The 15,046-nt window shown below is 60.1% G+C and carries 13 protein-coding genes and 1 riboswitch; of the genes, 8 read left to right on the top strand and 5 right to left on the bottom strand.

The features are described 5' to 3' along the window. Positions 1-3: 3 nt before the first annotated feature. On the bottom strand, positions 4-1,167 hold the full coding sequence (locus tag BK659_RS10325) for a 1-acyl-sn-glycerol-3-phosphate acyltransferase (protein ID WP_185015323.1): 1,164 nt from the start codon (positions 1,165-1,167) through the stop codon (positions 4-6). A gap of 143 nt (positions 1,168-1,310) precedes the next feature. Here BK659_RS10325 and BK659_RS10330 point away from each other — a divergent pair, with 143 nt between their 5' ends. The 3 genes from BK659_RS10330 to BK659_RS10340 are packed head-to-tail and all read left to right on the top strand — an operon-like array spanning position 1,311 to position 2,423. Beyond that, positions 1,311-1,493 carry a CPXCG motif-containing cysteine-rich protein gene (locus BK659_RS10330; RefSeq protein ID WP_123424980.1) on the top strand — a complete coding sequence of 61 codons (183 nt, stop codon included), beginning with the start codon at positions 1,311-1,313 and terminating at the stop codon, positions 1,491-1,493. Between the two features lie 12 nt (positions 1,494-1,505). Next, entirely contained in the window at positions 1,506-1,766 is a 261-nt protein-coding gene (locus BK659_RS10335; protein WP_123424981.1) for a putative signal transducing protein, read from the top strand. Between the two features lie 36 nt (positions 1,767-1,802). Continuing rightward, positions 1,803-2,423: an SOS response-associated peptidase gene (locus tag BK659_RS10340; RefSeq protein WP_123424982.1), complete on the top strand. Its 621-nt coding sequence runs from the start codon at positions 1,803-1,805 to the stop codon at positions 2,421-2,423. A 126-nt stretch (positions 2,424-2,549) separates the two neighbouring features. On the opposite strand, the gene BK659_RS28445 is transcribed toward BK659_RS10340, so the two are convergent. Beyond that, positions 2,550-4,691: a methyl-accepting chemotaxis protein gene (locus BK659_RS28445; RefSeq protein WP_123424983.1), complete on the bottom strand. Its 2,142-nt coding sequence runs from the start codon at positions 4,689-4,691 to the stop codon at positions 2,550-2,552. A gap of 276 nt (positions 4,692-4,967) precedes the next feature. On the opposite strand from BK659_RS28445, the gene BK659_RS10350 reads away from it, so the two are divergent. Further along, positions 4,968-5,786: a M48 family metallopeptidase gene (locus BK659_RS10350; protein WP_123424984.1), complete on the top strand. Its 819-nt coding sequence runs from the start codon at positions 4,968-4,970 to the stop codon at positions 5,784-5,786. Positions 5,787-5,919: 133 nt separating this feature from the next. Here the strand turns inward: BK659_RS10350 and BK659_RS10355 are convergent, their stop codons facing one another. The 3 genes from BK659_RS10355 to BK659_RS10365 form a co-directional block, all read right to left on the bottom strand. Beyond that, the gene (locus tag BK659_RS10355; RefSeq protein WP_123424985.1) at positions 5,920-6,504 is read right to left on the bottom strand and encodes a TMEM165/GDT1 family protein; all 585 of its coding nucleotides are present in this window, start codon (positions 6,502-6,504) and stop codon (positions 5,920-5,922) included. A gap of 88 nt (positions 6,505-6,592) precedes the next feature. Further along, a riboswitch (yybP-ykoY riboswitch) is annotated at positions 6,593-6,716 on the bottom strand. A gap of 39 nt (positions 6,717-6,755) precedes the next feature. Beyond that, complete coding sequence (locus tag BK659_RS10360) at positions 6,756-7,754, bottom strand: class I SAM-dependent methyltransferase (protein WP_123424986.1); 999 nt, start codon at positions 7,752-7,754, stop codon at positions 6,756-6,758. Between the two features lie 33 nt (positions 7,755-7,787). Then, positions 7,788-8,753, bottom strand: a complete 966-nt coding sequence (locus tag BK659_RS10365; RefSeq protein ID WP_123424987.1) for a 2-hydroxyacid dehydrogenase — start codon at positions 8,751-8,753, stop codon at positions 7,788-7,790. A 95-nt stretch (positions 8,754-8,848) separates the two neighbouring features. Here BK659_RS10365 and BK659_RS10370 point away from each other — a divergent pair, with 95 nt between their 5' ends. The 4 genes from BK659_RS10370 (at position 8,849) to BK659_RS10385 (ending at position 14,973) form a co-directional block, all read left to right on the top strand. Beyond that, positions 8,849-9,478, top strand: coding sequence for a LysE family translocator (locus tag BK659_RS10370; protein ID WP_123424988.1), 630 nt, complete (start codon positions 8,849-8,851; stop codon positions 9,476-9,478). 192 nt (positions 9,479-9,670) lie between these two features. Further along, entirely contained in the window at positions 9,671-11,353 is a 1,683-nt protein-coding gene (locus BK659_RS10375) for a fatty acid--CoA ligase (protein ID WP_123424989.1), read from the top strand. 337 nt (positions 11,354-11,690) lie between these two features. After that, entirely contained in the window at positions 11,691-13,580 is a 1,890-nt protein-coding gene (locus BK659_RS10380; protein WP_123424990.1) for a DUF1302 domain-containing protein, read from the top strand. Positions 13,581-13,608: 28 nt separating this feature from the next. Then, positions 13,609-14,973, top strand: a complete 1,365-nt coding sequence (locus tag BK659_RS10385; RefSeq protein ID WP_123424991.1) for a DUF1329 domain-containing protein — start codon at positions 13,609-13,611, stop codon at positions 14,971-14,973. Positions 14,974-15,046 lie beyond the last annotated feature (73 nt).

Below are 15,046 nucleotides of genomic sequence, written 5' to 3' on the forward strand. Positions count from 1 at the left end.
GCCTTACAGCGGTAAACCCGCTTTGACCCGGTACTGATTGCGCACCGGTGTTGCGTATTGCAGCACCAGGAACGGCCGATGTTCCTCGGGGCAGGCATCGAGGCGGCTTTGCCACTCTTGCTGGGCCTTGGCCAGTTCCTCGGCCGGGAACAACTGGGTAGCGCTCGGCACTTGCAGTTGCGGGTCGGCGTTGCTCCATTGGGCGTACGCCAGGTAGTGCACCGGGAACAACCGGTAGCCACCGAGGATCTGCCGGTCCATCTCGATTGCCAATTGCTTGGTGTCTTCGAACTGCTCGCTGATCGGTGCGGCGAAGTTCACGTGGACCCGGCCTTTGTAGCCGGTGATACCTTTGGCGATACTCACGTCATCCTCGCCGGGCACCTTGGTGTAGCTGCCGGTGGTGGCGCGGATGTACAGCTCGCGGGCCTTGGCCTGATCGCACGGGTCGTACTCGTAACTGATCGACACCGGCGTCAGGTTCAGCGACTTGATGACCTCGCCAAACGGCTCGTCCTTGCGGCTCATGTGGAACATCTTGAGGATCGCCGACTCGGTACGGTCGTCACCGTCCTTGGCGCGGCCTTCGGCCTGGGCGATCCAGATCGACTGGCAATCGTTGAGGATCGAGTGATTGATGTAGCCCGACAGCAACTGATACGCCGCCATCTTCTCGCGACGGCCGCTGATGGAGCGGTGCACGATAAAGCTCTTGTTCAGGCGCATCAGATCGCTGACGAAGGGCTTTTGCAGCAGGTTGTCACCAATCGCGATGCGTGGCGTCGGCAGGCCGGCGTGGTAGATCGCGTAGTTGACGAAGGCCGGGTCCATCACGATGTCGCGGTGGTTGGCCAGAAACAGATAAGCGCTGCCGGACTTGAATTGTTCGACGCCGGTATAGGTCACGCCGTCGGTGGCCCGCTCGATGGTGTGATCGACATAAAACTCGACCTTGTCCTGCAGGGTCGCCACCGAACTGATGCCGGCAAACTCACGGCGCAGCCGATAAGCTATAAGTGGTTTGAGCATCCAGCCGAATGCACCGGCAAAACGCGGGAAGCGGAAGTGGGTGAGGATATCTAGAAACGCCTTGTCGCCCAGCAACCGTGCCAGCACTGCTGGGACTTCGCTGTCGTCGTAAGGTCGGATGGCATCGAATTCGCCCATCATGCTCTCTTGTTAGAAACGGCTAGGGTAAGTAATGGATTAGATCGATTACACACAGGGCGCGGTCTGAAAAGTCAGCTCAAACAAAAATAGCCCTGCAAATAGACCGGCGATTATACGCACAAGTCACTTGGGAGACCGCGATGCTGGAAACCGAGCGTTACGAATGTCCTTATTGTGGTGAAGAGTCAGAGGCCGTTCTGGATTTGTCGGGAGGGGATCAGACGTATATTGAGGATTGCCCCGTGTGTTGTCGGCCGATCAAATTTACTCTGCAGACCGACGGTCATGAATGGATGCTCGAAGTTCACAGCGAAAACGAGTGAAGGGTGGCGTCTATGCAGCGCATCTACGAACCGGAAAACCTGATGGAAGGCGAGTTGTTACAAGGCATGCTGGCCAGCGAAGGCGTAGAGGCTCATCTGGTGGGGCGTGATCTGCTGGGTGGCGCGGGTGAATTGCCGGTGTTCGGGCTGCTGGGGTTGGCGGTGGATAACGATCAGGCGCAATACGCGCGCGAGTTGATCACCGCGTACAATGCCGCGCTGCCGATGCCCGGCGACGAACCGGATAGCTTTCCCGACGTCCTGGTCTGTTAGGCTGGCCTCCGTTTTCGTTCAGAGTCGTGTTGCCCCATGTGTGGACGTTTTGCCCTGTTTCGTTGGAACCCCGCGTTCGCGGCCTTGCCCGGCTTCCCGGCCGATCAGCAGGCGCAGTGGAATATTTCGCCCAACGATTCGGTGCTGATCCTGCGCGCCGAGGCCGGTCAGCGCACGCTTGCCCGCGCACGTTGGGGGCTGACGCCGCCGTGGCTGACCGATTTGTCGAAGACCCCGGCCCATGCCCGGGCAGAGACCGTCGCCGAGCAGCCGATGTTTCGCGAAGCTTTCCGCCAGCGCCGTTGCCTGCTGCCGGCCAACGGTTTCTACGAATGGCGCGGCACCACCCGCAAGCGCCCGTACTGGTTGACGCCAGGCGAAGGTTCGGCGCTGTTTTTTGCGGCGATCTGGGAAGCGTATCCGGTGCAGGAACAGGTGTGGCTCAGTACGGCGGTGGTGACTCAGGCGGCGTCGAATCAGCGTCGTCCGTTGATTCTCGATGCTGCTGGTCAGGAAGCCTGGCTCAACCCCGAAACCCCGCTGCACACCTTGCAGGCGCTGCTCGCCAGCGAACCCGCTGTATTGCGCGAGCGGGTGCTGGCGAATCTGGTGAATGATCCGAAACTCAATGCGCCGGAATGCCTGACGCCGGGTTGATGAGTTGTCTGTGCTGACGCCATCGCGAGCAAGCTCGCTCCCACACTGGATCTCCATTGTTCGCGGATTTTGTATCCACTGGAGATCAAATGTGGGAGCGAGCTTGCTCGCGATGGGGCCTTGGGATCAGACCTTGAACTGATTGATCAACCGCCGCTGTTGCTCGGCCAGTTTGGTCAGATCCGCACTGGCCGCGCTCGACTCATCCGCGCCGCCCGCGACTTCATTGGCCACCTGACCGATGTTGATCACGTTGCGGTTGATGTCATCGGCCACCGCGCTTTGCTCTTCGGCGGCGCTGGCAATCTGGGTGTTCATATCGTTGATCACCGAAACCGCCTGAGTGATGGTCTCCAGCGCCTGCGCCGCCTTGGCCGCGTGCTGCACGCTTTCGTCGGTCTTGTTCTGACTGTCTTCCATCACCCGCACCACGTCGCGCGTGCCTTGCTGCAACTGCTGAATCATCGTCTGGATTTCTTCAGTTGCCTGCTGGGTTTTCTGCGCGAGGTTGCGCACTTCATCGGCCACCACCGCAAACCCACGACCTTGTTCACCGGCCCGTGCGGCCTCGATGGCGGCGTTCAACGCCAGCAGGTTGGTCTGCTCGGCAATCCCGCGAATGGCGATCAGGATCGCGTTGATGTTCTCGCTGTCCTTGGCCAGGGTTTGCACCACGCCGACCGCTTTGCCGATTTCCACCGCGAGGACGCCAATCGAGGTCGAGGTGTCGCGCACGATTTGCATGCCCTGGGCTGCGGCCTGATCGGCATGGCTGGCGGCTTGTGCAGCCTGGGTCGCGTTGCGCGCTACGTCCTGGGCGGTGGCGGTCATTTCCTGCACCGCGGTGGCCACCTGATCGATCTCGGCCATTTGCTTGTGTACGCCGAGGTTGGTGCGAATGGCGATGTCGGCGGTATGTTCGGACGAATCGCTGACGCTCTGCACCGAGGTCACCACCTGGGTGATCATTGCCTGCAACTTGGCGAGGAAGGTATTGAAGCCCTTGGCGATCGAGCCGAGTTCGTCGGCACGGTCGCTGGTCAGGCGGCGCGTCAGGTCACCTTCGCCCTGGGCGATGTCATCGAGCATCGCGACCATCTGCTTCAGTGGCCGGGCGATACCGTGACCGACCAGCCAGATCACCAGCAAGCCCAGACCGGCAATCACCAGGCCGACCATCGCCATGCCGAAGGTGTCTGCCTTGCGTTGGGTGTTGAGGTCGCCCTGCAGTTGTTGCAAGTCAGCCATGACCGCGTTCAGCGGCAATTGCAGCAGCAGGGTCCAGCGCGCATCGGTCTGGCCGATGCCGAACGGCAAGTACAGCTCGATCCTGCCGTTGGCCTTGTCGACGTTATAGGTCACTTCGCCGCGATTGAGTTTGCCCAGGTTGGCGACCTGATTGGCATCAAGGATGTCGCTGACTTTTTCACCGAACTTGCTCGGATCCTTGGTATAGGCCACCAGACGCTGGTTGCCGCCAATCAGCGCCATTTCACCGGCACCGTTATAGAGCTTCTGGTTCGCGGCCAGGAGCATTTCCTGAATGAAGTTCACCGACAAGTCGGCGCCGACGATGCCCTGAAAGGTGCCGTTGAGCATGATCGGTTCAATAAAGGAGGCGAGCATGACGATCTTGTCGCCGACCTTGTAAGGCGCCGGGTCGATCACGCAGGATTTTTTGCTTTCCTGGGAGCACAGGTAGTACTCACTGGCGCGCACGCCGGTAGAGAGCACGGTGCGGTCGTTGACGTCTGCCAGCTTGTCGACGCCAAGGCTGCCGTCGTCGTTGCGGAACCACCACGGCAGAAAGCGCCCTGTGGTGGCATCGATACCGACGGTTTTACTGCCGATGTAGGCCGCGTCGTTGTGATCCAGCGCGTTCGGTTCCCAGCCGATGTAGGTGCCGAGAATTTTCGGATTCTTCGCGACGTTTTCCTTGATCAGGCTGATCAACTGCTCACGGCTGAGGGCAAGCGAGGGTTTGCCGTCGGCATCCTGGGAGCCGATCAAGGCGTTGACCCGAACCAGTCCGCCGGCGATCAGCAGGGGCGCTTCGAGTTCGCGCTGGATCTGGCTGACCTGGGTTTGCGCCAGTCCACGCAGGCGTTGCTCGATGACTTGCTCAAATTGCGCCTGGGTCCGCTCCTGGACCATTTCCTGGGTGCGCGCGCCGGAAAACAGCGCATACAGCACCAGCGCAGCCACCACACTGAGCACGATGGCGCCGGCGAGCGCGGCGACGGAAAACTGGATCGACTTGAATTTCATAAAGGCTCCGGACGCGGGAATGACGTCTGCCGGGTTGTATCGGCGCACGTGTGGCGGTCCATGAGTGGATTTTTTGCACATGACTGTTTTTGATCTGTGCATGTCGCACAGAGACAGGTATCGGGCCTTCGGGAATTAGGGCTTGCGCTGTTTTATGAATTTATTGCGACAGTGAGGTGGTATGTATCTGGAAATGACGTGCTACACGTCTGTTGTATCTGGCGCCGATACATTGCACCGCCTAGGATACGCGGCATGTTTTCAGGGAGCTTTTTGATGAATAAAACATTGGTTTTGTGTGCGCTGGGCGCAAGTCTGCTGCTCAGTGGTTGCCAGTCGGTCAACACCACCAACGGCGGCGCGGTGGGCGTGGAACGCAAACAGTACATGTTCAGCATGCTGTCGAGCGATGAGGTCAACCAGATGTATGCCCAGTCTTACCAAAAGACCGTGGGTGAGGCGAGCAACAAGGGTGTGCTGGACAAGAACAGTAACGAGGCCAAACGGGTTCAGGCGATTGCCAATCGGCTGATCGCCCAGGCCCCGGTCTTCCGGCCGGATTCGGCGCAGTGGCAGTGGGAAGTCAACTTGATCAAGAGTGACGAGCTCAACGCCAACTGTGGTCCTGGCGGCAAGATCATTTTCTACACCGGGCTGATCGACAGCCTGAAGCTCACCGACGATGAAATCGCTGCGGTCATGGGCCATGAAATCGCCCACGCCTTGCGCGAACATGGTCGTGAAGCGATGTCCAAGGCCTATGGCATCGAAATGGCCAAGCAGGGCGCGGGCGCCTTGCTTGGGTTGGGACAGGACACCCTGGCACTGGCCGATACGGTGGCCAACTACGGCATGACCTTGCCCAACAGCCGCGCCAATGAAAACGAAGCCGACCTGATCGGCCTGGAACTGGCCGCCCGCGCCGGTTACGACCCGAACGCGGCAATCACCCTGTGGGACAAAATGAGCAAGGCTTCCGAAGGTTCGCCACCCGAGTTCATGAGCACTCACCCGGCCTCCAGCAGCCGGGTTGCGTCGCTAAAGGCAGCGATTCCGAAAGTCATGCCGCTTTACCTGCAGGCCAAAAAGTCCTGATGGTTTTATATCGTTAGTAATGGCCTCATCGCGAGCAAGCTCGCTCCCACACTGGTCCCGTGTACACCAAAGATCAACTGTGGGAGCGAGCTTGCTCGCGATGAACGATAACGCGGTCTACCGACCTACCACCTCAAACCCACCCGCTGCTCTGCATTGCCTTGTACACCGCAACGATGGCCAGGATGAAGAACGCCGACGCTGCCAGGCGACGGATCAGGGTCAGGGGCAGTTTGTCCGCGGCAAAATTACCGGCCAGCACCACCGGCACGTTGGCGATCAGCATGCCGAGCGTGGTGCCGATGATCACCAGCCACAGTTCCGGGTACTGAGCGGCGAGCATCACAGTGGCGATCTGGGTCTTGTCACCGATTTCGGCGAGGAAGAACGCAATCAGCGTGGTCAGGAACGGCCCGAATTTGCGTGCGGTGCTGGCTTCGTCGTCATCCATCTTGTCCGGCACCAGGGTCCACAGCGCCGTCGCGGTAAAGCTCGCGGCGAGGATCCAGTGCAGTGTCGCATCCGAGAAGAAACTCCCGAACCAGGCACCGACAGCGCCCGCAGCGGCGTGGTTGGCCAGGGTTGCGGCGACGATACCGGCGATGATCGGCCAGGGTTTGCGAAAGCGTGCGGCGAGAATGAGCGCGAGCAATTGCGTCTTGTCGCCGATTTCGGCCAAGGCAACGACTGCAGTAGGGACGAGCAGAGAATCCAGCATCAGGGTTTTCCTAAGGGGCGGGTCGACACGGCTATGACACGTACAGCCTCCCCGCCCCGGGTAAGGTGTGCGTGTCATAGGTCTTGTCAAACCCTGCGATCCGTCTGTGCGGTCGCTTGGGTCGCATACGCCATGGTCTGAGGACCAAGTATGTTGACGTATGCCGGACGAGCATGGCGCTCGTGGGAGACTACTCCCCTAGGACGGAGCGGATTCTGCCTAGGCAAAATCCATTCGGCAAGCGCTAATTTCTAGCCGCGTTTGGCCCGGTAGATTCGAAAACCCTGACCTTCGGCCTTGATCGCACACACACCGAGATGCTCCTCGATCAGCGGCTGATATTTCAGGAAACTGTTGGCCACCAGCCGAAGCTCGCCACCGTTTTTCAGATGTTTGGCTGCTTTTCGCAGCAAATTCTCCGTGGCGTGATAGTCCGTATGGACCCCGACATGGAACGGCGGGTTGCTCAGAATCGCGCTCAACCCCATCGGCGCAGCGTCGATACCATCACCCGTCAGTACCTCGGCTTCCAGGCCATTGGCGGCCAATGTCAGGCGACTGCTGGCCGCGGCGAACGCATCAACGTCGAGCAGGGTGACGGTGTTGTGTGGATAACGCCGTTTCACCGCCGCGCCCAAAACGCCTGCACCACAACCGAAGTCCAGCAAGTGACCGCTCGGCAGTTTGTCCAGGTGTTCGAGCAGCAGGGCACTGCCGCGATCCAGTCGACCGTGACTGAATACGCCCGGCAAGCTGATGACTTTCAGCGGGCCTTCGGCCAACGGCAGCTCGTATTCCTGCGCCAGGCTTTCCAGTGATTTGGCCTCGGGTGCGTTGGCCACGGTCACCTGCCAGAGCTGGCAGTGGCGTGCGCTGTCGAGCTTGCGCGGTTTGCCAAAGGGGTTCAGCTGTTTGGCCGCGCCTTCGACGCCGCTGCGTTTTTCACCCACAAGGTACAGCTCACGACCGGCCAGGCGCGAGGCGAGGGCGTTGAGGATGTAGTCGGTCAAATCCTTGGATTTGGGCAGGAACACCACGGCTGTTTCAAATTCACGGCTCGGAGCATTCACGCCAAAGTGGCTGCGCTCGGCAAAGCGTGCGTCCAGCGCCGCTTGGTCGCCTGCATGCCAGCACCAGCCGTGAGCGTTGGGCAATTTGCCCAGCAAGTCATCGGCGGGCAAGCCGGCCAGCAGCAACTCGCCTTGAAACAACTCGGCCTGACGAAGCAGTACTTCACTGCGCGGATCCATACTCTGCTCCTTGAAAAAAAGTGCGGCAGTTTATCAACTGACGACCCGCAGCGCTGTACCGCTGAAGAAGCCTTGGGCATTTTCGGTCAGTTGACCGACGATTCGTTGCCGCGCCTCGCGGCTGCCCCAGGCGTTGTGCGGGGTGACGATCAAGCGTGGAATGTCGCCGGCCAACAGTGGATTGCCGGCGGTGGGTGGCTCGACGCTCAGGACGTCGGTCGCCGCACCGCCCAGATGACCACTGCGCAAGGCATCGGCCAAGGCTTGTTCATCGATCAGGCCACCGCGAGCGGTGTTGACTACAAATGCACCGGGTTTGAGCAGCGCCAGTTCGCGGGCGCCGATGAAATGGCGGGTATGTTCGTTGAGCGGGCAGTGCAGGGTCAGCGCGTCGATTTGCGGCAGCAGTTCATCCAGCGGCAAGCGGTCGGCGCGGGCCGGGCGCCCAGGCAGTTGGCCGAGCAACACGCGCATGCCAAAGGCTTCGGCCAGCCGCGCTACGGCGCCCCCCAACTCACCATGGCCGAGCAGGCCAAGGGTTTTGCCTTCGAGTTCGACGATCGGGAAATCCAGCAGGCAGAACTGTTTGGCCTGCTGCCAGCGACCTTCACCGACGGCTTTCTGGTAGTCGCTCAGGCGGGTGGCGAGGTTGAGCAGCAACATGATCGTGTGTTGCGCCACCGAAGGCGTGCCGTAACCCTGGCAGTTGCTCACGGTAATCCCTTGGGCGCGGGCGGCGGCCAGGTCGACGTTGTTGGTGCCGGTGGCGGCGATCAGGATCAGCTTCAGCTCGGGGCAGGCTTTGAGCGTTTCGGCATTCAGCAGGACTTTGTTGCTGATCGCTACGCTGGCGCCTTGCAGCCGTTCGACAATGTTTTCAGGCGTGGTCAGTGAGCGCAGCTGCAAGTCATCGAAGCATTGCTGCAATCCACTGAGGTCAAGGTCGCCGAGGTCCAGGGAACTGTGGTCGAGGAATACGGCGCGGCGATTGTTCGTCATTAACTGTACCTTTTGCGCGTGAGTCTGAAGGCGTAATCTGCCGAGCCTACCAGATGAAACAAGTCGTTACGCTTGGCCTAAAGGAGCCCCCCCCCATGTACTGGACAGAGTTTTTGACCGTCGCCCTGATTCACCTGCTTGCCGTGGCAAGCCCAGGCCCGGACTTTGCCGTAGTGGTGCGTGAGGCCGTGACCCACGGTCGTCGCGCCGGGACGTGGACGGCGCTGGGCGTCGGCTCGGCGATCTTCCTGCACGTGGGCTACTCGTTGCTCGGTATCGGCCTGATCGTGTCGCAGTCGATCATGCTGTTCAACGCGCTGAAATGGCTGGCGGCCGCCTACCTGCTGTACATCGGTTTCAAGGCCCTGCGCGCGCAACCGGCGAAGCCTGCCACCGAAAACCTGCACAAGGAAGCCGGCGAGCGCACCGCCCGCGGCGCGTTCACCGCAGGGTTCGTGACCAACGGCCTGAACCCCAAAGCCACGCTGTTCTTCCTGTCGCTGTTCACCGTGGTGATCAACCCGCATACACCGCTGGCGATTCAGGCCGGTTACGGCGTTTACCTGGCTGCGGCCACCGCGACCTGGTTCTGCCTGGTGGCAATGCTGTTCAGCCAACAGCGCGTACGGGCCGGTTTTGCCCGCATGGGGCATTGGTTCGATCGCACGATGGGCGTGGTGCTGATTGCGATCGGCGTGAAGCTGGCGTTTACCGAGATGCATTGATCGGGAATCGCTCGTAGGAGCAGCCTGCGGCAGCTCCTACGGTTGATTGCGTGGTGGCAGGAAGGATGCTGGCGCAAAGCTAGCATTTGTACGGCTGTGCAAATCATCCCTTTGGCTGATTTAGCTGGCGCTCAGGCTGACTAAAGTGCAAATCTTTCAGCCACGACCGTGCAGTCAGATAAAGGGATGCTTATGTTGGAGACTCGCGTTATTCCGCCAGCCAAAGGCGCTTATCAATACCCGCTGTTGATCAAGCGGTTGCTGATGTCCGGCAGCCGCTACGAGAAAACCCGCGAGATCGTTTACCGCGACAAATTGCGCTACAGCTATCCGACCCTCATCGAGCGTGTCGCGCGGCTGGCCAACGTACTGACGGCGGCCGGGGTCAAGGCCGGGGATACCGTGGCGGTGATGGATTGGGACAGCCATCGCTATCTGGAATGCATGTTTGCCATCCCGATGATCGGTGCGGTGATCCACACCATCAACGTGCGCCTGTCACCCGAGCAGATCCTCTACACCATGAACCACGCCGAGGACCGCTTCGTGCTGGTCAACAGCGAGTTCGTCGGGCTCTATCAGGCGATTGCCGGGCACCTGACCACCGTCGAGAAAACCCTGCTGCTCACCGACTTGCCGGAAAAAACTGCCGATCTGCCCAACCTGGTGGGCGAGTACGAGCAACTGCTGGCCGCCGCGAGCCCGCAGTACAGCTTCGAAGATTTCGACGAAAATTCGGTGGCCACCACCTTCTACACCACTGGCACCACCGGCAATCCCAAAGGCGTGTATTTCACCCACCGGCAACTGGTGCTGCACACCATGGGCGTGTCGACGATCATGGGCAGCATCGACAGCGTGCGCCTACTGGGCACCAACGACGTGTACATGCCGATCACCCCGATGTTCCACGTGCATGCCTGGGGCTTGCCGTACGTGGCGACCATGCTCGGGCTCAAGCAGGTTTACCCCGGCCGTTACGACCCGGAATACCTGGTCGAGTTGTGGCGCAAGGAGAAGGTCAGCTTCTCCCATTGCGTGCCGACCATCCTGCAAATGGTCCTCAACGCCAAGGCCGCACAAGGCACGGATTTCGGCGGCTGGAAAATCGTCATCGGCGGCAGCGCCCTGAATCGTGCGCTGTACGAAGCGGCCAAGGCCAAGGGTATTCAGTTGACCGCCGCCTATGGCATGTCGGAAACCGGGCCGCTGGTGTCCTGCGCTCACCTCAACGATGAGCTGATGGCCGGCACCGAAGACGAACGCACCACCTATCGGATCAAGGCCGGCGTGCCCGGCCCCTTGGTCGAAGCGGCGATCATCGACGCTGACGGTCACTTCCTGCCGGCGGACGGCGAGTCCCAGGGCGAACTGGTGCTGCGTGCGCCGTGGCTCACCGAAGGTTATTTCAACGAGCCGCAGAAGGGCGAAGAGCTCTGGGCCGGGGGTTGGCTGCATACCGGCGACGTCGCGACCCTGGACAGCATGGGGGTGATCGACATCCGCGACCGGATCAAGGATGTGATCAAGACCGGTGGCGAGTGGATTTCCTCCCTGGACCTCGAAGACCTGATCAGTCGCCATCCGGCGGTACGTGAAGTAGCAGTGGTCGGTATTCCGGATCCGCAATGGGGCGAGCGCCCGTTTGCCTTGCTGGTGGTCCGTGAAAGCCACGTGATTGGGGCCAGGGAACTCAAGGAACATCTCAAGCCTTTCGTCGAACTGGGGCACCTGAGCAAGTGGGCCATCCCGAGCCAGATCGCCCTTGTTACTGAAATTCCCAAGACCAGTGTCGGCAAGCTCGACAAGAAGCGTATCCGCGTCGACATCGCACAATGGCAGGCGAGCAACAGCACCTTCCTTTCGACGCTTTAAGCGTCCTTTGCCGTGCCCGAAAGGGCCCGGCAAGCCCACCAAGCAAGCGCTTGGCTTGTTTATTCCAAATTTTCAGCCATCCTTGCCGGGCCGACATCTGTCGGGCTGGCACAGGACTGTTCCAGGGTGGTCGGGGGCTGCAAATCACACTTTAGAGGGATCAAGCAGTACCACCTGCTGGCTATAGTCCGCTCAAGGATTTTTAAGAACGCGGCAAACGCACAGGAAAGCGGCGATGCAACTTTGAATGACTTCGCGAGCGCATGGCTCTCCGTCCTTCAAAGCGTTTTTAAAAGTGCTCACTGCCATAACAATAAAAGCACATGGAGTAGCGTCGATGACATCAGTAAACCAGTTCTGGCGCCGGGCGAAACTGCCTCTGGCGGTCAGTCTCGCCTCTACGCTCGCCGGGCCCGCATTCGGCGTCAGTTTCAACGTCGGTGAAATCGAAGGTCAGTTCGACTCGTCCCTCTCTCTGGGCATGAGTGTGTCTACCCAGCAGCCGAACAAGAACCTGATCGGTGTCAACAACGGTGGGAAGGGCCTGTCCCAGACCTCCGATGACGGTCACTTGAACTTCAAGAGCGGGCAAGCCTTTTCGAAAATCTTCAAGGGCATCCATGACCTTGAATTGAAATACGGCGATACCGGCGTCTTCGTACGCGGTAAATACTGGTACGACTTCGCGCTGCAAAACCAGGACCTGGAATTCAAGAACGTCAGCAACGACGGACGCAAGGAAGGCGCCAGGTCGTCGGGTGGGGAAATCCTCGACGCCTTCGTCTACCACAACTACTCCATTGCCGATGAGCCGGGTTCCGTGCGCTTGGGCAAACAGGTGGTCAACTGGGGTGAAAGCACCTTCATCGGCGGCGGCATCAACTCGATCAACCCGATCGACGTGTCCGCATTCCGTCGTCCCGGTGCCGAGATCAAGGAAGGCCTGATCCCGGTCAACATGTTCTACATCTCGCAAAGCCTGACCGAGAGCCTGTCGGCTCAAGCGTTCTACCAGATCGGCTGGGACCAGACCGTTGTCGACAATTGCGGCACGTTCTTCTCTCAGCCAGACATTATTGCCAACGGTTGCACCGATAACCTGCGCGTACTGAACAAGCGCTCGACCATTCCGGCCGTCGCTCTGGGGCCATTGGCCGCGAATGGTGTCGACGTCAACGAAGAGGGGGTACTGGTTCGTCGTGGTCGGGACCGCGAGGCGAGCAACGGCGGTCAGTGGGGCGCGGCCTTCAAGTACATGTTCGATCCGCTGGACACCGAGTTCGGCGCCTACTTCATGAACTACCACAGCCGTGCGCCGATCTTCAGCGCCACCGGTGCTCCGCAGTCGGTCTATAACGGCGTCAAGGCACTGCCGGGGCCATTCCAGGCGCTGGGTCCGCTGCTGGTCGCGGGTAACTCGCAGTACTTCGTCGAGTACCCGGAAGACATCCGCCTCTATGGCCTGAGCTTCTCCACCACCCTGCCTACCGGTACGGCGTGGAGCGGTGAGATCAGCTACCGGCCGAATGCGCCGGTGCAGTTGAACTCCACCGATATCCTGTTCGCCGGTGTTCGGCCGCTGGGTGGCGCGCTGACCAACGCTTCGTTGCTCCAGGGTGTTCCAGGGGAAGACCTGCACGGCTATCGCCGCAAGGAAATCACCCAGATCCAGACTACCTTCACGCACTTCTTCGACCAGGTCATGGGCGCCCAGCGTCTGACCGTGGTGGGTGAAGTTGGACTGACTCACGTTGGTGGCCTGGAAAGCACGTCCGATGTCCGTTATGGCCGCGATCCGGTCTTCGGCCCAGGCGAACTGCCCGCCACGGGTGGTCTGGACACCTGCTCGCAGATCCTCAACACCTCCACCATCAACGGCGCGGGGGCGGGTGCTGCGACCAACAACCGTAGCAGCAACTGCAACAACGATGGTTTCACCACCGCCAACTCCTGGGGCTACCGCGCACGCGCCATTTGGGAATACCCGGACGTATTCGCCGGCGTGAACCTCAAGCCGAACGTGGCCTGGTCGCATGACGTCAGCGGTTACTCGCCTGGCCCTGGCGGCAACTTCGAGGAAGGTCGCAAAGCGGTCAGCCTGGGGCTCGATGCCGAGTACCAGAACACCTACACCGCGAGCCTTGCGTACACCAACTTCTTTGGCGGCAAGTACAGCACCGTGGATGATCGCGACTTCGTTGCGCTCAGCGTCGGCGTGAACTTCTAAGCACTGCATATTCAGGACAAACAACAATATGAAAGTTACCAAAAGTCTTTTGCAAGCGGGTGTCCTTGGGCTTTCGCTGCTGGCGACCGCGGTCATGGCAGCGGTTCCGGCAGCTGAAGCGGACAAGTTGGGCAAGAGCCTGACGCCGATGGGCGCGGAAATGGCAGGCAATGCCGATGGCTCGATCCCGGCCTGGAAACCCTTGGAGAAAAACGCCGGCACCGTCGACGGCAAAGGTTTCCTGTCCAACCCGTATGCCAGTGAGCAACCGCTGTTCACCATCACTGCGCAAAACGTCGACAAGTACAAAGACAAACTGGCGCCGGGCCAATACGCGATGTTCAAGCGTTACCCGGACACCTTCAAAATGCCGGTTTACCCGTCTCATCGTGGCGCGACCGTGCCGGATCAGGTGTTCGCCGCCATCAAGAAGAACGCCACCAACACCAACCTGGTGTCCGGCGGCAACGGCCTGGAGAACTTCGAAACGGCCGTGCCGTTCCCGATTCCGAAAAGCGGCGTCGAAGTCATCTGGAACCACATCACCCGCTATCGTGGCGGCAGCGTGACCCGTCTGGTGACCCAGGCCACGCCTCAGCCAAACGGCTCGTACAGCCTGGTGTATTTCCAGGACCAGTTCGTGTTCCGTGACAAGATGAAGGATTACGACCCGAAAAACCCGGGCAACATCCTGTTCTACTTCAAGCAGAAAGTGACCGCGCCGGCGCGTCTGGCCGGTGGTGTGCTGCTGGTTCACGAAACCCTCGACCAGGTGAAGGAACCGCGTTCGGCGTGGGTCTACAACGCCGGTCAGCGTCGTGTGCGTCGTGCCCCGCAAGTGTCGTATGACGGGCCGGGTACGGCTGCCGATGGCCTGCGTACTTCCGATAACCTGGACATGTACAACGGTGCACCGGATCGTTACGACTGGAAGCTCGAAGGCAAGAAAGAGATGTACATCGCCTCCGACAGCTACAAGCTCGACTCGCCGACGCTCAAGTACGACGAAATCATCAAGGCCGGGCATATCAACCAGGACCTGGCGCGTTACGAACTGCGTCGCGTCTGGCATGTGGTTGCCACCCTGAAGGAAGGTCAGCGGCACATTTATGCCAAGCGTGACTTCTACATTGACGAAGACACCTGGCAAGCCGCGGTCATCGATCACTACGACGGTCGTGGTCAACTCTGGCGTGTGGCTGAGGCGCATGCCGAGAACTACTACGACCAGCAAGTGCCGTGGTATGCCCTGGAAACCCTCTACGACCTGCAGTCCGGCCGCTATCTGGCGCTGGGCATGAAGAACGAAGAGAAGCGCGCGTATGACTTCGGCTTTACCGCGAGCACCAGTGATTTCACCCCGGCTGCACTGGCTCAGGACGGCGTTCGCTAACGTGTCGTAACACAGAGGCCGCATCCTCGAAAAACGCCCCGACTGGTTCGGGGCTTTTTTTTTGCCTCAAAAA

This window comes from Pseudomonas brassicacearum (assembly GCF_003732225.1).
GTDB classification, from domain to species: domain Bacteria; phylum Pseudomonadota; class Gammaproteobacteria; order Pseudomonadales; family Pseudomonadaceae; genus Aquipseudomonas; species Aquipseudomonas brassicacearum_E.